The 20785-nt window shown below is 63.7% G+C and carries 23 protein-coding genes; 6 read left to right on the top strand and 17 right to left on the bottom strand.

Translation table 11 applies throughout. The annotated features are described in order from the left end of the window. Positions 1-185 precede the first annotated feature (185 nt). Positions 186-611 carry an OsmC family protein gene (locus NKJ32_RS28470; protein WP_352757304.1) on the top strand — a complete coding sequence of 142 codons (426 nt, stop codon included), beginning with the start codon at positions 186-188 and terminating at the stop codon, positions 609-611. 302 nt (positions 612-913) lie between these two features. Here NKJ32_RS28470 and NKJ32_RS28465 read toward each other — a convergent pair whose 3' ends face one another. From NKJ32_RS28465 to NKJ32_RS28430, 8 genes are all read right to left on the bottom strand, one after another. After that, complete coding sequence (locus NKJ32_RS28465) at positions 914-1552, bottom strand: YceH family protein (protein WP_352572237.1); 639 nt, start codon at positions 1550-1552, stop codon at positions 914-916. Positions 1553-1791: 239 nt separating this feature from the next. After that, positions 1792-2571, bottom strand: coding sequence for a succinate dehydrogenase iron-sulfur subunit (locus NKJ32_RS28460; protein WP_292663232.1), 780 nt, complete (start codon positions 2569-2571; stop codon positions 1792-1794). After that, a complete protein-coding gene (locus NKJ32_RS28455) occupies positions 2571-3008 on the bottom strand; it encodes a DUF3052 domain-containing protein (protein WP_352572236.1) in 438 nt (145 codons plus the stop codon). The genes NKJ32_RS28460 and NKJ32_RS28455 overlap by 1 nt, the downstream gene beginning before the upstream one ends. A gap of 1 nt (position 3009) precedes the next feature. Continuing rightward, complete coding sequence (locus NKJ32_RS28450; RefSeq protein ID WP_352572235.1) at positions 3010-3321, bottom strand: hypothetical protein; 312 nt, start codon at positions 3319-3321, stop codon at positions 3010-3012. A 7-nt stretch (positions 3322-3328) separates the two neighbouring features. Further along, positions 3329-5167, bottom strand: coding sequence for a succinate dehydrogenase flavoprotein subunit (gene sdhA / locus NKJ32_RS28445; RefSeq protein WP_352829569.1), 1839 nt, complete (start codon positions 5165-5167; stop codon positions 3329-3331). 4 nt (positions 5168-5171) lie between these two features. After that, the gene (gene sdhD, locus NKJ32_RS28440) at positions 5172-5567 is read right to left on the bottom strand and encodes a succinate dehydrogenase, hydrophobic membrane anchor protein (RefSeq protein WP_023679767.1); all 396 of its coding nucleotides are present in this window, start codon (positions 5565-5567) and stop codon (positions 5172-5174) included. 1 nt (position 5568) lies between these two features. After that, a complete protein-coding gene (gene sdhC, locus NKJ32_RS28435) occupies positions 5569-5988 on the bottom strand; it encodes a succinate dehydrogenase, cytochrome b556 subunit (protein ID WP_292663224.1) in 420 nt (139 codons plus the stop codon). A 242-nt stretch (positions 5989-6230) separates the two neighbouring features. Further along, a complete protein-coding gene (locus NKJ32_RS28430; protein WP_031212707.1) occupies positions 6231-6611 on the bottom strand; it encodes a hypothetical protein in 381 nt (126 codons plus the stop codon). Between the two features lie 254 nt (positions 6612-6865). On the opposite strand from NKJ32_RS28430, the gene NKJ32_RS28425 reads away from it, so the two are divergent. Beyond that, entirely contained in the window at positions 6866-7225 is a 360-nt protein-coding gene (locus tag NKJ32_RS28425; protein WP_031212708.1) for a hypothetical protein, read from the top strand. Here the strand turns inward: NKJ32_RS28425 and NKJ32_RS28420 are convergent. Continuing rightward, on the bottom strand, positions 7209-8429 hold the full coding sequence (locus NKJ32_RS28420; RefSeq protein ID WP_023679771.1) for a GGDEF domain-containing protein: 1221 nt from the start codon (positions 8427-8429) through the stop codon (positions 7209-7211). The genes NKJ32_RS28425 and NKJ32_RS28420 overlap by 17 nt on opposite strands. A 77-nt stretch (positions 8430-8506) precedes the next feature. Next, entirely contained in the window at positions 8507-9703 is a 1197-nt protein-coding gene (locus NKJ32_RS28415) for a GGDEF domain-containing protein (RefSeq protein WP_023679772.1), read from the bottom strand. A gap of 161 nt (positions 9704-9864) precedes the next feature. On the opposite strand from NKJ32_RS28415, the gene NKJ32_RS28410 reads away from it, so the two are divergent. Then, on the top strand, positions 9865-10176 hold the full coding sequence (locus NKJ32_RS28410) for a hypothetical protein (protein ID WP_023679773.1): 312 nt from the start codon (positions 9865-9867) through the stop codon (positions 10174-10176). A 58-nt stretch (positions 10177-10234) separates the two neighbouring features. On the opposite strand, the gene leuC is transcribed toward NKJ32_RS28410, so the two are convergent. From leuC to rplS, 5 genes are all read right to left on the bottom strand, one after another. Next, the gene (gene leuC, locus NKJ32_RS28405; protein WP_023679774.1) at positions 10235-11644 is read right to left on the bottom strand and encodes a 3-isopropylmalate dehydratase large subunit; all 1410 of its coding nucleotides are present in this window, start codon (positions 11642-11644) and stop codon (positions 10235-10237) included. Between the two features lie 249 nt (positions 11645-11893). Beyond that, positions 11894-12529, bottom strand: a complete 636-nt coding sequence (locus NKJ32_RS28400) for a class I SAM-dependent DNA methyltransferase (RefSeq protein WP_023679776.1) — start codon at positions 12527-12529, stop codon at positions 11894-11896. A gap of 52 nt (positions 12530-12581) precedes the next feature. Continuing rightward, positions 12582-13397, bottom strand: coding sequence for an amino acid ABC transporter permease (locus tag NKJ32_RS28395; protein ID WP_352572232.1), 816 nt, complete (start codon positions 13395-13397; stop codon positions 12582-12584). Positions 13398-13663: 266 nt separating this feature from the next. Further along, positions 13664-14461, bottom strand: a complete 798-nt coding sequence (locus NKJ32_RS28390; protein ID WP_031212709.1) for a transporter substrate-binding domain-containing protein — start codon at positions 14459-14461, stop codon at positions 13664-13666. Positions 14462-14717: 256 nt separating this feature from the next. Then, on the bottom strand, positions 14718-15257 hold the full coding sequence (gene rplS, locus NKJ32_RS28385) for a 50S ribosomal protein L19 (protein WP_023679779.1): 540 nt from the start codon (positions 15255-15257) through the stop codon (positions 14718-14720). Between the two features lie 382 nt (positions 15258-15639). Here rplS and NKJ32_RS28380 point away from each other — a divergent pair, with 382 nt between their 5' ends. After that, complete coding sequence (locus tag NKJ32_RS28380) at positions 15640-16392, top strand: sulfite exporter TauE/SafE family protein (RefSeq protein ID WP_352572230.1); 753 nt, start codon at positions 15640-15642, stop codon at positions 16390-16392. Here the strand turns inward: NKJ32_RS28380 and trmD are convergent. Both trmD and rimM read right to left on the bottom strand, forming a co-directional pair. Then, positions 16374-17072, bottom strand: a complete 699-nt coding sequence (gene trmD, locus NKJ32_RS28375; RefSeq protein WP_352593785.1) for a tRNA (guanosine(37)-N1)-methyltransferase TrmD — start codon at positions 17070-17072, stop codon at positions 16374-16376. The two genes, NKJ32_RS28380 and trmD, sit on opposite strands and share 19 nt — an antisense overlap. Further along, positions 17069-17668, bottom strand: coding sequence for a ribosome maturation factor RimM (gene rimM / locus NKJ32_RS28370; protein WP_352572228.1), 600 nt, complete (start codon positions 17666-17668; stop codon positions 17069-17071). Before rimM ends, trmD begins: the two co-directional genes overlap by 4 nt. A 115-nt stretch (positions 17669-17783) precedes the next feature. Between rimM and NKJ32_RS28365 the strand changes: the two genes are divergently transcribed. Next, positions 17784-18722, top strand: coding sequence for a tyrosine recombinase XerC (locus NKJ32_RS28365; RefSeq protein WP_352456326.1), 939 nt, complete (start codon positions 17784-17786; stop codon positions 18720-18722). A gap of 85 nt (positions 18723-18807) precedes the next feature. After that, entirely contained in the window at positions 18808-19875 is a 1068-nt protein-coding gene (locus NKJ32_RS28360; RefSeq protein WP_352572226.1) for a TraB/GumN family protein, read from the top strand. Positions 19876-20785 lie beyond the last annotated feature (910 nt).

Below are 20785 nucleotides of genomic sequence, written 5' to 3'. Positions count from 1 at the left end.
CAGGACGGCCGGGACAGATGGAAGTCGACATTTTTGCACGCGTATTTTTTTCGAATTTTTTTTCGCTCGACATGATGTGTCACGCTGCCGCCGATACGAAAGCGTGGGTGGCCTTCGCTCCGGCGCGCGCTATAGTCGACTGGATGCCGATCACGGGCTCAATCACGACAATCAAGGAGGAATTGATGGACCGCACCGCCAACGCCGTTTGGAAAGGCAGTTTCAAGGAAGGCAAAGGCACGCTCGATACACAGAGCGGGACGCTGAAGGGCACGCCCTATTCCGCCAAGATGCGTTTCGAGGACGAGAGCGGCAAATCCGGCACCAACCCGGAAGAGCTGATCGCCGCCGCCCATGCCGGCTGCTACGCCATGCAGCTTTCGCATTTTCTCGCCGAGAACGGCACTCCGGCCGCCGAACTCGACGCCAAGGCCGTGGTAACGCTGGTTCCCGGCACCGGCATCATCGGCAGCGCGATCACCCTGGTCGGCAAGGTACCGGGCATCGATGCCGCCAAGTTCAAGGAATTGGCCGAGAAGGCCAAGGCCGAATGCCCGGTCTCGAAAGCGCTCGGCGCCATCAAAGTATCGCTCGACGCTAGGCTCGGGTGAGGGAGCTTTTATGCCTGATAGATTCCAACTGGTGTTGGAGTCCATCAATTGTTGAAGTCGGCGCCGCCCCTCATTGCCCTGCCGGGCATTTGTCCCCGTAAGTGACGGGGAGAAAGAAGCTGGCCGCAGCTGCGGCACTCTTCTTGCAACGTTGATGATTGACGAAACCGTCGAAGAGCGTCCCTCTCCTCGTCCCTATACGGGAGAGGTCGCCGGCAGGGCAATGAGGGGCGGCGCCAGCCAATCGAAAGTAGGCAACGAACACGTTACCTGAGGGGCCGTCCCCGACGTCTCGAAAATCCTTATCGCCCATCGCCGGACAGTGCGTCGAGACGGGCGCGCAATGCCGCGACCTCTTCCTCGAGGGCCTGCACGCGCGTCTCCAGATCCGACGCCGGCGAGGACGACTGCAGGGGCGCTGCGGCAGCCGACAGCTGCGGCGACCCGCTGAGCAGATGGACATAGCGATCCTCGCGCTGGCCTGGGCCGCGATCGATCTGCTGCACCAGCGGTGGCCGGCGGCCGATCAGCAGATCGAGATTGCCGCGAAGCTCGTCGATCGACGGCAGCCGCGCCATGCGCTCGCTTCGCGCCAGCAATTCATAGGCCGTCTGCGGGCCGCGCAGCAGCAACAGGCCGAGCAGCGCGATCTGCGCCGAGGTCAGGGAAAAGCGCTGCGCCACCACATGCTCGTAGCGCTCGACGCGCGACGCGAACACCTGCCTGACTAGGCCCTTCTGCTCGAGCTGGCCAAGCGCTCTTCTGACCTCGCCAAGTTCGACCGACATCACCGGCTCGCGCGCCGTCTTCTGGTTGGCCGCCGCATGTGCCGCATTGAGCGTCAGCGGATAGACGTCCGGCGTCAGCTCCTTCTTCTCGATAAGGCAGCCGAGCACGCGGGCTTCGATGGGAGAGAGGATGGGAAGGTCGATATCGGTCATAAGTTTGCTATCCTTTCGAACTCGGCGGGACAGCGCCCCCCTCTGTCCTGCCGGACATCTCCCCCTCTAGTGGGGAGATTGGCTGTCATCACCGCTTCGCCACTTTTCAAGGCTGCAGAAAGGGCGCTGTCCTCCAAGCTGCTAATCTCCCCCCTTGAGGGGGAGATGTCCGGCAGGACAGAGGGGGGCGCGAAGGATCGCTGCGGACGAGACGATCTCGGCTGCAACTCGCCCGCCGCCTACACCCGTCGCTCCACCATCATCTTCTTGATCTCGGCGATCGCCTTGGCCGGGTTGAGCCCTTTGGGGCAAGTCTGGGCGCAGTTCATGATGGTGTGGCAGCGATAGAGCCGGAACGGGTCTTCGAGATTGTCGAGCCGCTCGCCCGTCGCCTCGTCCCTGGAATCGATCAGCCAGCGATAGGCCTGCAGCAGCGTCGCCGGGCCGAGATAGCGCTCGCCGTTCCACCAGTAGCTCGGGCAGGAGGTCGAGCAGCAGGCGCACAATATGCACTCGTAGAGCCCGTCGAGCTTTTCGCGGTCCTCATGGCTCTGCAGCCATTCCTTGGCCGGCTCGGGCGACACCGTCTTCAGCCACGGCTCGATCGAGGCGTGCTGGGCGTAGAAATTGGTGAGGTCGGGCACCAGGTCCTTGACCACAGCCATGTGCGGCAGCGGATAGACCTTGATCGCGCCGGAAATGTCGTCGCAGCCCTTGGTGCAGGCCAGCGTGTTCGACCCGTCGATGTTCATGGCGCACGAGCCGCAAATGCCTTCGCGGCAGGAGCGGCGCAGCGTCAGCGTCGGGTCGATCTTGTTCTTGATCCAGAGCAGCGCGTCGAGCACCATCGGCCCGCAATCGTCCATGTCGACGAAATACGTATCCATGCGCGGGTTCTCGTCATCGTCCGGCGACCAGCGGTAGATGCGGTATTCGCGCAGATTGGTCGCGCCCTCCGGCTTCGGCCAGGTTTTTCCGGCCATGATCTTCGAGTTTTTCGGAAGCGTGAGTTCGACCATTACCTCAGGTCCTTTCGGATGACGAGCTTCAGCCCGGACCAGATCTCGTTCACGGCGGCGACCTTGACGTCGACGAGGTCGAGCTTCAGCGCCTCTGTGCGGATAACGTCCTCGGTGACGTCGGTCGGCACTTTCGATGCCTTCTTCGGCCATGACACCCAGACCATGCCGTCCCGCTTGATCGCCGCTTCGACGTCGCCGAGACGGTCCTCGATCTCGACACGCTGCCTGGTGAAGGCGTGAACGGCATCATATTTCCGGCGAATGCCAGAAATCGCCGACCAGTCGGCCAGCCGGTCGACACCGGCAAAACCGACGGCGTCGGCCAGATCGTCCAGTTCCGCCGGCAGCGCGATGAAGGCCGCGGTCATCCCGTCCTTCAGGCCGAGCTTGGCCGGAAGAGGCGTGCCGGAATATCCTGCTGCCGCCGACGCCATTCTACTTCTCCGTATGAACGTAGAGGGCGTTCACGAAGCCGGTACAGCGGGCATATACGCGCACTTCAAATGCTTTCCCGATTTGCTTTAGTGCGCCACTGGCCGGAGGCCTTGCCAGACATCTGATGTGCCCGACGTTCTTGGAATAAAAATTTCGACTTGACGATTGGGCCGTGGCGGCATCTTTCCAAACGGGAATATCATTCACCATTTTCGAGATTTTGTCAGCGTTGTCATAGATATAGACCGTCTCGGCAGACGCCGAGTGCACTCCGACGCCAACCAGAAATGCCAAGGCGATCAGATGTTTCATCATGACCTCAATACACCCTGGCCTTTGGCGCGATCTTGGCCGGGTTGATGCCGCCGTCTGCTTCCTTAAGCAGCGTTTCGGTGTGCACCGGCCGGTAGGTGAGCGCCACCTCGCCGGCCTCGTTGAGCCGAGCCAGCGTATGCTTGCGCCAGTTGGCGTCGTCGCGGGCCGAAAAGTCCTCCCGCGCGTGCGCGCCGCGGCTTTCCTTGCGCGCCTCGGCGCCGTAGACGGTGGTGATGGCGTTGGCCATCAGGTTTTCCAGCTCCAGCGTCTCGACCAGGTCGGAGTTCCAGATCATCGAGCGGTCAAACACCTTGACGTCGCCGAGTTCACCCCAGATCTGCGAAATGCGCCTGCAGCCGCTTTCCAGCGATTCCTGGGTGCGGAACACCGCCGCGTCCTCCTGCATCGCCTTCTGCTTCTTTTCGCGCAAAACCGCTGTCGGCGTCGAGCCGTTGGCGTGACGCAGCCGGTCGAAGCGGTCCATTATCTTTTCGACGGCGGCCTCGTTGGGCGAAGGGATCGCCGATGTGCGGTCGATCACCTGGCCGGCCCGGATTGCCGCCGCACGGCCGAACACCACCAGGTCGATCAGCGAGTTGGAGCCCAGCCGGTTAGCACCGTGCACCGAGGCGCAGCCGGCTTCGCCGACCGCCATCAGCCCGGGCGACACCTGGTCCGGATTCGACGCCGTCGGGTTCAGCACCTCGCCCCAGTAATTGGTCGGCACGCCGCCCATATTGTAGTGGACCGTCGGCAGCACCGGGATCGGCTCCTTGGTCAGGTCGACGCCGGCAAAGATCTTTGCCGATTCCGAAATACCCGGAAGCCTCTCGTGCAGAACGGCCGGGTCGAGATGGTCGAGATGCAGGAAAATGTGATCCTTCTTCGGGCCGACGCCGCGGCCCTCGCGGATTTCCAGCGTCATGCAGCGCGAAACCACGTCGCGCGAAGCCAGATCCTTGGCTGACGGCGCGTAGCGCTCCATGAAGCGCTCGCCCTCGGAATTGACGAGATAGCCGCCCTCGCCGCGCGCGCCCTCGGTGATCAGGCAGCCGGCGCCGTATATGCCGGTCGGGTGGAACTGCACGAACTCCATATCCTGCAGCGGCAGGCCTGCGCGTGCGGCCATGCCGCCGCCATCGCCGGTGCAGGTATGCGCCGAGGTGGCCGAGAAATAGGCGCGGCCATAGCCGCCGGTCGCCAGCACCACCATCTTGGCCGAAAAGCGGTGGATGGTGCCGTCGTCGAGGTTCCAGGCGACGACGCCGGTGCAGGTGCCGTCCGGCTCCATGATCAGGTCGAGCGCGAAATACTCGATAAAGAACTGCGCATTGTGCTTCAGCGACTGGCCGTAGAGCGTGTGCAGCATGGCGTGGCCGGTGCGGTCGGCGGCCGCACAGGTGCGCTGCACCGGCGGCCCCTCGCCGAAATTCATCATCATGCCGCCGAACGGCCGCTGGTAGATTTTCCCGTCCTCGGTGCGGCTGAAGGGAACGCCGTAGTGCTCGAGCTCGTAGACCGCCGCCGGCGCTTCGCGCACCATGTATTCTTGAGCGTCGGTGTCGCCCAGCCAATCTGAGCCTTTGACGGTGTCGAAGAGATGCCACTGCCAGTTGTCGGGCCCCATATTGGCGAGCGAGGCGGCGATGCCGCCCTGCGCCGCAACCGTATGCGAGCGCGTCGGGAACACTTTGGTGATGCAGGCGGTGCGCAGGCCCTGCTCAGCCATGCCGAGCGCGGCGCGCAGGCCGGCGCCGCCGGCGCCGACGACCACGACGTCGAATTTGTGATCGACATAGCTATAGGCGGAAGCCGTGTTGGCGTTCTTCGCGTCCTTGGCCAAAAAATCAGCCTCCAAATGCCAGTTTAAGCAGGGCGAAGACCGAAGCGACGCCGACGACTACGGGAAAGAATGTGTTGAGGGCGAGCAGCGCCAGCCTGGTGCCTTCGCCATGCACATAGTCTTCGATGATCGCCTGCATGCCGAGCCGCATGTGGTAGAGCACCGACAACAGCACCAGCGCCAGCACCAGTGCAACGAACGGATTGGCAAGTGCGGCGCGCACCTCGAGATAGCTGGCGCCGTTGAGTGCGATCAGGAAGCCGACGAAGAACAGGACCAGCGGGATGTTGGAGATCGCCGTCAGCCGCTGGCGCCAGAAATGGCCGGTGCCCTCGCGGGCGGAACCGAGGCCGCGGACCTTGGCCAGCGGCGTGCGCATGTCGGGGTTCTTGCCGTTCATGTCAGGCTCCCCGCGCCATGTAGCCGGCAATCCAGATCAGCAGCGTCAGCGTGACCGAGCCGGCCAGCGTCGCCCAGGCGATCCTCGATGCCGTATGCTTTTCCAGCCCTGCCCCAGTGTCCCAGATAAGATGGCGCACACCGCCCAGCATGTGGTGCATCAGCGCCCAGCTGTAGCCGAACAGCACCAGCCGTCCCAGCCACGAGCCGAAGGCCCAGTTGACGGCATTGAAGGTCGCCTCCGAGCTCGCCGCCGCCATCAGCCACAGCGCGACCAGCAGCGTGCCGAAATAGAGCGCCCCGCCGGTGATGCGGTGGACGATCGACATCGTCATGGTGATCGGCGGCCGATAGACGGTCAGATGCGGCGAAAGCGGCCGTTCACGTCTGGCAAATTCGCGGGTGGCTGGTGATTTGCTCATGGCTCCCCCAGTTCGGCGTCTCTGGAGCCTCAGGTGGGAATGCGGCATTACCGCTTCCGGTTGCGACTTCGGACAGCCGGTTTCTAATGCTCTTTTTGCACCGCGTCAAAGCCGGAAAACCGTTTCGAAAACGTAATTTAGTCTGATGAAAGCGAGGCTTTCAGCTTCAATCGATTAGGGCTGTCGCCTTGCGCCGGCACAATGTCGCCGCACTGCAAAATATGGCTGGCGCAAGGGGCGGATCAGCGCTTGCAGGCCAGCGGTGATGCACCGCCCTTCATCACCAGCGCCTCACGCCCATCGATCACGATTGCGTCATGCGCCTCGCCGTAACGGCTGGTCTGATTGGCCGGTGACGCCGGCAGCTCGGCGCTGGCGCCGTTCTGGCCGAGGACGCGCACCGACGTGCCGAGATTCTCGATGGTTATCACGCTACCGTCGGCGCAGTTGTAAGTAGCTGTGCGCGGCTGCGGTGCCGTCGGTTCGCTAGCGGCGGGAGCAAGCGACACGGAAGCGGCGGCCGTGTTGCCGAGCTTGGGCGCGCTGGTCTGCGGCGCGCAGGCGGCGGCAGCCAGCAGCGGCGGAATGGCCAGCGCCATCCGAAACGTGCGGCGTAATCTCATTTGCTGCTTTCCCCCCGCGTATCGAGCCCGCCGCGATGCTCCGGCAAGCCACCGGATTTCATGCTTTTCGAGTCGCGCCCGATGCTGGGGATGGTGGGAACAAGGCATGGCCGAATGATGGCCGGTGGGCGATCGAGTATTAACCATATTTTCCGAGACCTCGCCCCTGCTGCGGTTGCCCTCTTAACAAAGGTTAATAAAAGGTTAATTTCTGATTCGAGGAGGCTTGCCTCTCAGCAATGGAGCAGCACGCCATGCATTCGAATTCAGCAGGATCGCGCCTTCCCTGGTTCCTAGTGGCGGCGCTCGCCGTCGGCGTCGTCGCACCGGCATTCGCCGGGACGCGCCATCATGACCGCGTCTATGCCGATTCCTTCGGCAATCTCGTCATCGACAGCGCCGCCGGCTACAAGCGTATCCTCGTTGGCGAGGGCAAGCTGGCCAAGGAATTGTCCGACTACACCAGCGCCGGCCAGCCCGACGTGATCTACGAAAACGAATCGGACGATGTCCGCGGCGGCGACTGCTATAGGCCGCCGGTTTTCGTCAAGGGCCGCAGCTATATGTACGGCCTCTCCGACGGCGAAATGCCGGAGCTCAGCCCCTGCCGCTGACGGCCACGCCGCCCTTGGTTGACGGCGCCGGCAGGGCAACAGCCGGCCCCGCCGAGACACGCACGCAATCGCGACCGCTGCCCTTCGCCTGATAGAGCGCTTTGTCGGCGCGCCGCAGCAGGTCGGAAAAGCTTTCGCCCGGACCAAGCTCGGCAATGCCGAAGCTGGCGCTGCAGCGGTGATCCGCGGGCAGGCAGTCGATCGGCGTGGCACCGAAGGCGCTACGCGTGCCCTCGGCAAAGAGCCGGGCGGCGGCTAGATTGGTCCCCGGCAGGAAAATAGCGAATTCCTCGCCGCCGATTCGGCCGGCGACATGATGGTCGGCCGCGGCATCGCGGAGAAACCCGGCAAAGGTCTCGATGACCCGATCGCCCGACGCGTGGCCGTAAGTATCGTTGATGCGCTTGAAATGGTCGAGATCGGCAATGACCAGTGCCGCTGGAACGGCGCGCCGCATGGCGTCACGCAGCGCGATCTCGGCATGGCGCTCGAAGCCGCCACGGTTGAGCAGCCGCGAAAGCGTGTCGGTTTCCGATTTCGACGTCGCCTCGGCGAGCACGTCGCGGACCAGGATAGCCAATGTCACCAGCGCAAGCGCCAGGCCGAACACGGTGCCGACCGACTGCGACACCAACGCATAGCTGGTCTGCGCATAAGATTGCGGATTGGCGCCCCAGCCACCAAGCGCATGGGCGATGAAGGGTTTGCTGGCGAACTGCAAGGTGCTGGCCGCTAGGACAGCCATCAGCATATAGTCGAGCCGCTCGCGTCTTTGCCTGGACGACAAGACGATCGCCAGCCCGGTGAACTGCATAGCCGCATAGGGAAGCTGGTAGGCCGCCATTCGCACAAAGGATTGGCGTGGCAGGTCCTGCACGAAGTGGACCGCGAGGGTGGCGAAGACCAGGAAGAACAGCATCGGCGGCCAAGGCGGCGAAACGCGGTATTTATGGGCAAGCCCGCCATTGAAGGCGACGGTAGCGCCAAGGAAGGCGGCAAAGGCGGCGACAACCACGGGGCGCGCATTGTCGAAGGCAGGAATGCTGAACTCGATCGCAAAATAAGCCGTGCCGAGCACATAGCCGAACGCCAGCCAGCGTGCCGACACCCGGCCGGCGTCATAGACCGCGATCGTCATGAAGGCCGCCGCCAGCAGCCCGGCAACGAACAGGTTGATCAGCAGGATGAAATTAGCGCTGCCCATGGCGTTTTGGCACTTCCCCCCGAACAGCAAATCACCAACGCGCGAAAAAGACGTTAATTCGAAGCCGCCGCTGACGCTCAGCCAGCACTGGTCCGATTGGGAAGGACGACCGTTTCAGGCCGCGGATAGGACAGGCATACGCTGTCGCGGCCACTCCTTTTGGCTTTGTAGAGCGCTTCGTCGGCGCGGCGCATCAGCGGGTCCAGCCCTTCGTCGCTGGTGCGGGCGGCCACCCCGAAGCTCGCGGTCACTCTCGTGTCGGGCGGAAGTCCGTCGATTCTGCCCGCCGAATAGACCGTGCGAATGGCTTCGGCAAACAGTCTTGCCGCGCCAAGGTCGCTGAGCGGCAACAGCACGGCGAACTCTTCGCCGCCGATACGGCCGGCAACGCCGCGCGTACCTGCAGCCGACAGAAGCTTGGCAGCGAAGTCGGCGATGACGCGATCGCCGGCCGCGTGGCCATGCTGATCGTTGAGCGCCTTGAAATGATCGAGATCGGCAAGCACCAGCGCAACCGGCAATTGCGCCGTGGCACAGTGCTGCAGGACAAGCATGGCGCGCTCCTCGAAGCCGCGGCGGTTGAGCAGGCCCGACAGCGGGTCTGTCAGGGTTTCGGTCTTCAGGGCCTTCATCACATCGAGCGCGGCGGCGCCGAACAGGCAAAGCGCAATAAGCAGCGACAGCAATGCATGCGATAGCAGAGCCGTCGTCCAGTAGGACGAGGAGTAAAGCCCTTCATAGCTGGTGAACGGCCCATGCGCGATGACGACGGCAAGCGTCCGCGCCAGGAAGTTCAGGCCGGAAAGCAGCGACAGCACGAACAGGATCATTTCTGTCGGGCCGTTGTTGCGCACCACGCGCAACTCGGCGGCGACAACCAGGCTGATGCCGCCGAAGCTGAAATTGATGGCAAGGATGCGCCAGGTGAGATCCGGCCGGGCAAAAAGAAACCACGAAAACGCGGCCAGGCCGCCGCAGGCCAGAATGCCGACCGCCGGGTAAGGCACGCGCCGCCCATAGCGCGCAATGACCGCGCCGGCGAGACAGCAGGTGGCGAAGGTGAAGCACAGGATCGAGATGAGCTTGGTCGGTGCCATGCCGACCGGCAGCGTGAAATACTGGAGCAGGAAGCCTGCGGCCGAGGCCGAGTAGCCCGCCGCCAGCACGCCCAGATAGGGACGGTGGCGCTGATAGAACCACAGCACGAGAAATGCCGCGCCGAGTGTGAGGGCGATGCCTGGATTGAGCAGCGCTATGAGCAGGCCGGTGTCCAAGCGCTGTAATTTCCCCTCGCTTCCCCTTGGAGGACCTTAGAGCGGAAGCCCAAACAAGCGGTTAAGCGAAAGCGAATATACGACAGGTGCGTCGACAAAGCCGCTGGGCGGAACCGCGAACGGCGAGCGGCGTTTCACGACGGCAACCAGGAGACGCTCCGATGGCCGACACGATCATGCTGACCGATCACGATGCAATTCGCTCATGGGCCGCGGCACGCGCCGGCTTTCCGGCGATCGTCGACGTGTCGCCCGAAGCCGGAACGCAGCCCATGCTGAGGCTGGTCTTCGGCCAGCATGCCTACCAGGACCAGGATGAGGCCGAACGCCCGGTCAATGCCGGCGGCTACGAACTGGTCGAATGGGACGAATGGTTCAAACTCTTCGACGAGCGCCAACTGGCGCTGGTCGTCGCAAAGGACCAACCCGGCCGCCGTGAGGGATTCCACGAATTCGTCAGGCGGCCCGACTGAAGAATGCCCGAACCGCATTGCGGCTCGGGCTCCTCATATCCGACTGCGCGCGCCTGCCCTATTTCCACTCGCGGATGTCGACGAAATGGCCGGCGATCGCCGCCGCCGCGGCCATTGCCGGCGACACCAGATGCGTCCGGCCCTTGAAGCCTTGGCGCCCCTCGAAATTGCGATTCGAGGTCGAGGCGCAGCGCTCATGCGGCTTCAGCCGGTCGTCGTTCATGGCAAGGCACATCGAGCAGCCCGGCTCACGCCAGTCAAAGCCGGCGGCGACAAAGATCTTGTCGAGGCCTTCGGCCTCTGCCTGTTCCTTGACCAGGCCGGAGCCCGGCACGATCATCGCACTGACCCGCGGATTGACCTTCTTGCCCTCGATCACCTTGGCTGCGGCGCGCAGATCCTCGATGCGGCCATTGGTGCAGGAGCCGATGAAGACGCGATCGAGTTCGATATCGGTGATCTTGGTGCCCGGCTTCAGGCCCATATAGTCGAGTGCGCGCTGCTTGGAGGTGCGCTTGTTCTCATCAGTGATGTCGTCCGGGTTCGGCACGATGCCTTGCACCGAGACCACGTCCTCGGGCGAGGAGCCCCAGGAGACGATCGGCGGCAGCTTTGCCGCGTCGAGCACGACCACCTTGTCGAAATGCGCGCCTTCGTCGGACTGCAGCGTCTTCCAGTAGGCGAGCGCGGCGTCCCAGGCTTCGCCCTTGGGGGCGCGCGGCTTGTCCTTGACATAGGCGAAGGTGGTCTCGTCGGGCGCGATCAGGCCGGCGCGGGCGCCGGCTTCGATCGACATGTTGCAGATCGTCATGCGGCCTTCCATCGACAGCGCACGGATTGCCTCGCCGGCATATTCGATGACATAGCCGGTGCCGCCGGCCGTGCCGATCTCGCCGATAATGGCGAGGATGATGTCCTTGGCGGTGACGCCTTCCGGCAGTGCGCCGTCGACGCGCACCAGCATGTTCTTGGCCTTGCGCTGGATCAGCGTCTGCGTCGCCAGCACATGCTCGACTTCAGAGGTGCCGATGCCATGCGCCAGCGCCCCGAACGCGCCATGCGTCGAGGTGTGGCTGTCGCCGCAGACGATGGTCATGCCGGGCAGCGTAAAGCCTTGCTCCGGCCCGATGATGTGGACGATGCCCTGGCGGATATCCTTCTCGGAATAATATTCGACGCCGAAATCCTTGGCGTTTTTGGCCAGCGCTTCGACCTGGATGCGGCTTTCCTCGTTCTTGATGCCGAACTTTCGCTCCGGCGAAGTCGACACATTGTGGTCGACCACGGCCAGCGTCTTTTCCGGATGCCGAACCTTGCGGCCGGTTATGCGCAGGCCTTCGAAAGCCTGCGGGCTGGTGACTTCGTGGACCAGATGGCGGTCGATATAGAGCAGGCAGGTGCCGTCGTCCTGGCGGTCGACAACATGGTCGTCGAAAATCTTGTCGTAGAGGGTGCGCGGTGCGCTCATTTGCGTAAATCCGTCGATTTAAAAAGGGAAAACGACGCCGGTCGGACCGGCGAAACAGCCTGGCGAGTCTGCCCTAGCTAAGTCGGCTGGTCAGCGCCCCGCAGACGCGCGCGGAAAATCGCGACGGCAGGCGTTTCCTGTCCTGCAGCACGAAACCTTTATAGGCCGGATCGCCAAAAAGCTCTTCCATGGCGCTGCTCATATCAATGTTTTGGCTTTTCAGCAATCGCGTCTGCCTTCGCAGGCGCTTCACAGCACCTCGAACACGAAGGTCTTCACCAGCGCGTCGGGCTCGGCGATTGCGTAGCAGCGGAACCACGGGCTCTCCTCGACCGGCTGCCATTTTTTCGCCTGCTCCAGTTCGCCAAACACGGCTTGAAACCCGCCGCTTTCAAACACCTGGTCGCGAACCGTGAAGATGGCGTGGCCGCCCGTCCTGGTGATGCGTACCAGTTCATGCAGGCCCGACGCCGGTGCGTGGCTGATGGTGAACACGCCGGTCGAGAAAAAGGCGCGGAAATACCCGTCCGCCCAAGGCAATGGCCCGCCGAGCATCGCCTGTTTCAGCTCGCTGTAGGCCTGCCGGCTGCCGGCGATTTTCAGCATGTCCTGCGACAGGTCGAGCCCGGCAATATCGTGGTAGCCGAGTGCCTTCAGGGACGGCCCCGACAGGCCGGTGCCGCAACCGGCGTCGAGCAGCGGCCCTTCGCCCGCCGGCACATGGCGCGCCACCCAGGCGGTGATCAGGAACGGCAGGAGATAGCCGAGCGCCGCGGTTTCGCCGTCATAGGTCGCGGCCCATTGCGCATAGGCCTTGGCGAGCGTCTCAGGCGTGTCGGCCGTATAGACCGCTTCCAGCGCCGCATTGGCCTTGTCGATGATCATGGGTCCTCCCCGGTCGCGTCCGCTCGATGGTAGCGCCGTTTTCGCCTGCCTTCTATTCCCCATGCTGGTGGCGGAGCCGCTTCTCCAGCGCCCGCAAGGCCAACGACAGGCCGACGGTCAGGATGAGATAGATATAGGCGACGATCGAATAGGTTTCGAAGAAGCGGAACGAGCCGGCGGCGTAGATCTTGCCCATCTGGGTGATGTCGGCGACGCCGAGCACCGAGACCAGCGAGGAATCCTTGACCATGGCGACGAAATCATTGCCGAGCGGCGGCAGGATGGTGCGGATCGCCTGCGGAAAGATGACCAGCCGGAAGCGCTGGGTGCGCGTCAGCCCGAGCGCCTTGGCCGCCTCGATCTGCCCCTTCTCGACCGCCTGGATACCGGCGCGGAACACCTCCGAGATGAAGGCGGAATAGCCGATGGTCAGCGCCATGACGGCGCGCCAAAGCAACGACACGTCGCGTACCAGCAGCTCACCGAAGAGGCCGGCGCTTTGCAGCGGCGCCGTCAGCGCGTTCCATGCCGCGACGAAGGCCGGCGCCCCGGCAAAGGCGATCCAGAACAACAGCACCAGCATCGGCACGCCGCGGATGATCTCGACGTAGAAGCGGCCGATCTGGCTGAGCCAGCGTGAGCCCGACAGGCCCATCAGCGCGACGCCGAGGCCGATCGCGCAAGCCAGCGCGAAGGCGACCACCGTGACGAAGATGGTGACGCCGATGCCCTTGGCGACGGTTGCGAAGACCTGGGCATAGAGGTCGCTGGCAGCGATGAAGATGGCGGCGGCCAAGGCGATCGCCACGGCCACGGCAAGCCACCACGGGAAGTCGGATTTGGCTGAGGCGGGAGGCGCCGACGGCATCAAGCGGTACCGATAACAGAGTCACGAAGGCAGCGTTCTGTCACACCCCCCTCTGGCCTGCCGGCGATCTCCCCCTCCAGGGGGGAGATCGGCAGCTTTGACCTCGCGGCCCGTTCTGCAACACTGAAAATTGGCGAAAGCCGATGCGAAATCCGATCTCCCCCCTTGAGGGGGAGATGTCCGGCAGGACAGAGGGGGGTGTACGAGCGCAGAGTCAGCGCGAGTTCCCGCGCACAATCGTCATGAAATGCGCGCAACAAGCGGGCCTACTGCCCCATCTTGTAATCAAGGAACCACTTCTTGTTGAGCGCGTCGAGCGTACCGTCGGCCTTGAGCGCGGCGATTGCCGCGTTGACCGGCTTCACCAGGTCGGAGCCCTTGGGGAAGATGAAGCCGAAATCCTCGGTGCCGAGTGGGCCGCCGATCAGCTTAAGGCCGCCATTGGACGCATCGACATAGCCCTTGCCGGCAGTGCCGTCGGTGAGCACGACGTCGACGTCGCCGGCCTTCAGTGCCTGCACCGTCGCGCCGAACGTCTCGAACAGCTTGATGCGCGGGTTCTGCTCGTTGCCGTCGAGCACGCTGTAGACGGCGGTGTAGAAGGGCGTGGTGCCGGCCTGCGCGCCGATCAGCCCGTCCTTGAAGGCGGCGAACGTCTTTGCATCGGTGAAGCGCTTCTCGTCGCCGCGCACCAGCATGAACTGTTCCGAGCGCATATACGGATCGGAGAAATCGACCTTCTGCTTGCGGTCGTCCTTGATGGTGATGCCGGTCATGCCGATGTTGTACTGATTGTCGGAAACCGCCTGGATCATCGCGTCCCAAGAGGTATTCTGGTACTCGACCTTGAAATTCAGCCGTTTGGCGATCTCGTTCATCGCGTCATATTCCCAACCGATCTGCTTGCCGGTCTTGGCATCGATGAACTGCAGCGGCGGATAGGCGTTTTCGGTCACCACCACCACCTTCTTGCCGCCGAGGTCGGGCAGCGCCTGCGCCAGAGCCGCGACCGGCACGAGAAGGCAAGCCAGCAGGCCGGCCAGCAGCAGTTTCGAATTGATCATGACTATGCTCCCCAGGAACTGAACCGCCTCGATCGACCGAGGCATGCAGGAAATCCGGCGCCGACTTTAGCTTTCCGCAGGCGCCTTGCAAGCCGCTCTGATGCGCCGCTCGGCACGAAAATGAATTCCAATGCTTTCAACGGCGGCAATTACAGAACGATCCGTATCGATTGCGGACCGGCAAAATCGAATCCACCTCGTGAAATAAAAAGGCGGCCGAAGCCGCCTTTCCAAAACCATGAGTTTTGAAGACGCCTTATTCGGCGGCAGTTGCTTCCGCGGCCTTGGCGGCCTCGTCGGCGGCCTTCTTCTCGGCGGCGTCCTGCGCGGCCTTCTCGGCGGCCAGCGCCTGGGCGGCGGCCACTTTCTCGGCCTCGATGCGCGCCTTCTCGGCGTTCAGCGCATCGCGCTCTTCGTCGTTGAGCTTGCGGGCGCGCACGCCGGTGTTTTCCGAAATGCGGGCCGATTTGCCGCGACGGTCTCGCAAATAGTACAGCTTGGCGCGACGCACCTTGCCGCGGCGCACGATCTCGACGCCCTCGACCATCGGCGAATAGACCGGGAACACCCGCTCCACGCCTTCGCCGTAGGAGATCTTGCGGACGGTGAAGTTTTCCTGGAAGCCGGCGCCGGCGCGGGCGATGACGACGCCCTCATAGGCCTGGACGCGGGTGCGGGTGCCTTCGGTCACACGGACCTGGACGCGCACGGTATCGCCGGGCTGGAATTCGGGGAGCTTGCGCTTGGCTTCGATCTTGGCGGCCTGCTCGGCCTCGAGCTGACGGAGGATGTCCATCTCAAAAATCCACTTCTTGTTCTTCCGACAGTCAGAGCGCCCGACACTCGCCTTGCAGTCGCATCGACCGCTCGGCTATGCCCTTCGTTCGAGAACGTCTGTTCGAGAACATCGGGCAGGGGCGACTACACCGTCATTGTTGACGGGCCAGAAGATCGCTCTTGGCAGATTTTTCTTCCGGTTCGGCGCGCACATACAGCTATTTCGGCGCTTTGTCACGTCTTCGCCGTTTCTTTTTTGGGCCGTTTCTTTTTTGCGCTGCTTCTTGGGCTGGCGCCCGCTGTGGCAATCCCGTGATCGCTTGTGGTCCAGGGGGTTGCGCCCGCGCGTCAAGCTTCCTAAGCCGGAAGATAAGCATTTTCCTCCAGCGACGACACCCCTCATGCCAATCTTGGACGCGGTCCTGCTCTTTCTCGCCGGCTTTCTATCAGGCGCGGTCAATGCCGTTGCCGGCGGCGGCACGTTCATAACCTTTGGCGCCATGACCCTGGCCGGCCTGCCGCCGATCGTCGCCAATGCGACATCGTCGGTGACGCAGTTCCCCGGCTACATCACCTCGACGCTCGCCTATTGGCACGACATCAAGCATTTCTGGCGCGGCGCACTGCTGCTCAGCCTCATTTCGGCTCTCGGTGCGCTGTCTGGCGCGCTCATCCTTCTAGGGCTCGACAACCCGTCCTTCCGCGCCTTGGTGCCGTGGCTGCTGCTGGCGGCAACCGCATTGTTTGCTGCCGGGCCATGGCTGAAGCCGGCGCCCAAGCCGGAGCATGAGGCCGCGGTGGGTTCTCTGGTCGGGTCGCTGGCGCAGTTCGCCACCGCCGCCTATGGCGGCTTCTTCGGCGCCGGCATGGGCGTCATGATGCTGGCGACGCTCGGTCTCACCCAGTCCGGCGACTATCACCGGCTGAACGCACTGAAGAACATGCTGGCCGTGGTCATCGCTGCGGTTGCCATCCTCGTCTTCGTCTCGGGCGGCGTCATTGCCTGGCTGCAGGCGATCATCATGATCCCGGGTGGCGCGCTGGGCGGCTATGCCGGCGTCTGGATCGCTAGGCGCGTGCCGCAGAACGCGGTGCGCGGCTTCGTCATCGCCGTCGGCCTGTTCCTGGCTTTCTACTATTTCGACAAGGGCTGAGCGGCTGAAAGATCCGGCCGTCGCTCCTTCGTCAGCCTCTCCGCTTCGGCCCGCCGCCAAGCCGCGATCTTCCTGTGATTGCCCGAAATCAGCACTTCGGGAATCGGCCGGCCCTCGAACTCCTGCGGCCGCGTATAATGCGGATGTTCGAGCAGGCCGTTTTCAAAGCTCTCTTCCTCGCCCGATACCGCATTGCCCATGACGCCGGGCAGCAGGCGCACCACGGCGTCGAGCAGCACGAGTGCCGCCGGCTCGCCGCCGGACAGGATGAAGTCGCCGATCGAAACTTCCTCGAGGCCGCGCGATTCAATGACCCGCTGGTCGACGCCTTCGAAGCGGCCGCAGACGATCACCGCACCCGGCCCGCCGGCGAGCTCGCGCACCCGTGCCTGCGTCAGCGGCTTGCCGCGCGGGCTCATCAGCAGGCGCGGACGTGGATCGGCTGCCGGCGAGGCATGGTCGATGGCGCTGGCCAGCACGTCTGCCCGCATCACCATGCCGGCGCCGCCGCCGGCCGGCGTGTCATCGACGGTACGGTGACGATCGCTGGCAAAGTCGCGGATCTGGATCGTTTCGAGCGACCAAATGCCGGTCTCGAGCGCGCGGCCGGCCAGCGACAGGCCGAGCGCGCCGGGAAACATCTCGGGATAGAGCGTCAGCACCGAAGCCGAAAAACTCACCGGTTGCCTCCGGCGTCCCTCGGCCCGCGCGGCCTGCCCTTGGGGTCGAAACCGTCGTCAGCGGGAGGCTCGCCGTCCTCGTCCTCGACCAACCCTGCGGCGGCTGGATCAACGCGGACAAAGCCGCCGGCGATCGACACTTCCGGAACGGCGGCCTGCGTGAACGGGATGAGCACGCCTTTGCGCCCCGCCAGCGTCACGTCGAGAATGTCGCCGCCGCCGAAATTATGCACGGTGACGACCTTGCCGATGATGGCACCGATGTCATCCTTGACCTCCAGTCCGACGAGGTCGGCATGGTAGAATTCATCCTCTTCGCCCTCATCGGGCAACACCGAACGGTCGACGAACAATTCGGTGCCGGCCAGCGCCTCGGCGGCATTGCGGTCGTTGACGCCTTTGAACCGCACCACCACCACGGTGTTGGCGGGCCTGATGTCGACGATCTGGAAGGCGCGGCCATCCCTGGCGTAGAGCGGACCGTAATCGGCCAGCGCCAGCGGGTCGCCGGTAAAGCTCTTGACGCGCAATTCGCCCTTGATGCCATGCGCGGCACCGATCACGGCCATCTGGACGGGGTTTTGCGGCTTGATCATCTGCGGAAAATCCTTTGCCTTGCTCTAACCCCAGCCCGTCGTCATTTCAATGACGCCGCTCTTCACCGCTTCCTAACCCGCGTGCCGGAAGATGGCGGGGAACTGGAAGAGTGCAATGCAGGAATTCCTCATACCGGCAAAACCCGACCTGCAGGCGGCGCGCGAGGCCTGGCTGAAGATGCTGGCGCGCGAACGCCGGCTATCGCCCGAAACCGTCGAGGCCTATGAGCGCGACACGCGCCAGTTCCTGCATTTCCTGACCGGCCATTGCGGCGGCTCGCCCGGCATTTCCGACATCGCCGATCTGCGCCCCGCCGATCTGCGCGGCTTTCTCGCTGCCCGCCGTGCCGAGGGCGCCGGCGCCCGCACGCTCGGGCGCGGGCTGGCCGGCATCCGCTCGCTGCTGCGTTTCCTGGAACGGCGCGGCCTCGCCAATGCGGCAGGTGCGACAGCCTTGCGCGCGCCGCGGCAGCCGAAATCGCTGCCCAAGCCGCTGACCGCAAGCGATGCAAAACACGTCGTCTCGGTGGAAGGCCAACTGGCGGAGGAGCCGTGGATTGCCGCGCGCAACGCCGCCGTGCTGACCCTGCTCTATGGGTCCGGCTTGCGGATCTCCGAGGCGCTCGGCCTGTCGGGCGCCGATCTTTCCTCACCTGGTGATACCGTGCTGCGCGTCACCGGCAAGGGTGGCAAGACCCGGCTGGTGCCGGTGCTGCCGGTGGCACTGCGGGCGATTGCCGAATACCGCCGCTTGTGTCCCTGGCATCTCGATCCCAAGGGCCTGCTGTTTCGCGGTGCCCGCGGCGGCCCGCTCAACCCGGCAATCGTCCAGCGCGACATGGCCAAGCTGCGCTCGGCGCTCAACCTGCCCGACACGGCGACGCCGCATGCGCTGCGCCATTCCTTCGCCACGCATCTGCTAGGGCGCGGCGGCGACCTGCGCACCATCCAGGAGTTGCTCGGCCACGCCAGCCTGTCGACAACCCAGATATACACCGGCGTCGACACCGCCAGGCTGCTCGAGATTTACGAAGCAGCTCATCCTCGTGCGTGATCGATGCATGTGTCGGTGGCCATCTCGCAACAATTTTGATGCGCCGGTTAACCGTTTTGCCGCTTTTTGCGCCTAGAAGCGCAGCATGAAACGCCTCATCGCCATCGCCGACCGCGCGACCCATATGTCGCTGAAGCTGCTCGTCGCGCTCAACGCCCTGTTTTTCCTCTCTTTCCTCATCGTCGCGCTGCTCGCCGCGGGCAAGGCACGCGCCGAGACTTCGGCCTGCGGCGGTAGCGATATGCTGAGCGCGCTGCAAAAGGACGACCCGGCTGCCTACCGCAAGATCGAGGCAGACGCGGCAGCGACGCCGAACGGCAAGGGCCTGCTGTGGAAGCTCGAAAAATCGGGCGAAAAACCGTCCTTCCTGTTCGGCACCATGCACGTTACCGACCCGCGCGTCACCACGCTGCCACCCGCCGCGCAGAAGGCATTCGATGCGGCTGGCACCGTCATCATCGAGACCACCGAAGTGCTCGACAAGCAGAAGATGATGGCAGCACTGCTGAAAGAGCCGGATCTGATGATGTTCACCGACAAGACGACGCTTTCGTCGCTGCTGTCGCCGGAGGATGCGGCGGTGGTCAACAAGGCGCTCGATGCGCGTGGCATCCCGCCAGCGACCGTCGCCAAGATGAAACCTTGGTTGCTGTCGGCGATGGTGGCGCTACCTGTATGCGAAGTCGCCCGCCAGGCTGGCGGTGCGCCGGTGCTCGACGTCAAGCTTGCCAAGGACGCCGAGGCTTCGGGCAAATCGGTCGAGGGGCTGGAGACAATCGCCGACCAGCTGCGCGCCATGGCTTCGCTGCCGATCGCCTTTCACCTGAAGGGGCTGGTCGATACGCTGAAGCTTGGCGACAAGGTGAACGACGTCAACGAAACCATGATCGTGCTTTACCGGCGTGGCGACACTGGCATGTATGTACCGCTGTTTCGGGCCGTCATCCCCGAACAGGTCGACGACCAATCGGGTTACGCCGAATTCGAGCAGACCATGATCACCAGCCGCAACAAGGTGATGGTCGATCGTGCAGCGCCGATCCTCGCCCACGGCAATGTCTTCATGGCGGTCGGCGCCATGCACCTTCCCGGAGCGCAAGGCTTGGTCGAGGGTTTCCGCAAGATCGGCTATACGGTGACCGCCGTCAACTGAACGACACGGCGGAGTTGCACACCGAATCATTGCCGAGGCGGGACCAGCCCTTACTCGTGGCGCGACGGCGGACCAGCCGCGCTTCGTGCCAAGAAACTGAAAAAGGTTCGGTTTGGCTCGATCGAAACCCATTTTGCGGTGGAAATGCATGCCTGCAAGCGATTCCGGATCAGAATTGCCCTGTTTTCGGCGTTTTCAACGCCTAATGTGAAACCGATTCAACGATTGTACGTTGATGGCTATTACTTGATGTTTTTCATCCACGGAGGACACTTTTATGGCGAACACACCCAATCCGAACGACCCATTCACCTCACCGGGTACCGCACGGCCACGCGGCGGCGGCAGCGGCTGGCTGATTGCACTGGTCGTCGTTATCCTGGCAATTGTCGCCTATTATGTTTTTGGAAGACGTAGCGAGGCACCTGCGCCTGCCGAACCGCCCGCAGCCAGCACACCGGCTCCGGCCCCAGCACCTGCCGAGCCGATGAAGCCAGCCGAACCGGCTCCTGCGCCAGCTCCGGCGACACCCGCTCCGGCTCCGGCAGAGCCTGCACCCGCGCCTGCACCCGCGCCGGCTCCGGCTCCGGCTCCGGCACCCGCGCCGGCACCGGCTCAGTGATCAGACTGCCGACTTAGTATATGAACGGCCCGCTGAAAGGCGGGCCGTTTTTTTTGGGGAGCAGCCGTCGATGCTCTGAGCTGCGATTAGCCATGGGCTAACTTCATCTTCGTCATCCAGCGCGGAGCAGGAGCGAAGCGACATCGCGGAGACCCTGGAATCCATCTGTGGTTCAGAATGGAAGCCGTCTGTGGTGATCCTTCGAGTTGTGTGCGTCAAGTTCTGCAAAATGGCGTGGCATTGCGGTGACGTCGGCGTGTCCGCCGCGCAGCCCCCGTGTTTAGCGGA

Source organism: Mesorhizobium sp. M0159 (assembly GCF_040322295.1).
Classification (GTDB): domain Bacteria; phylum Pseudomonadota; class Alphaproteobacteria; order Rhizobiales; family Rhizobiaceae; genus Mesorhizobium.
Note: the sequence above shows the minus strand (reverse complement) of the source record. Positions and strands in the feature narration are given on the sequence as shown.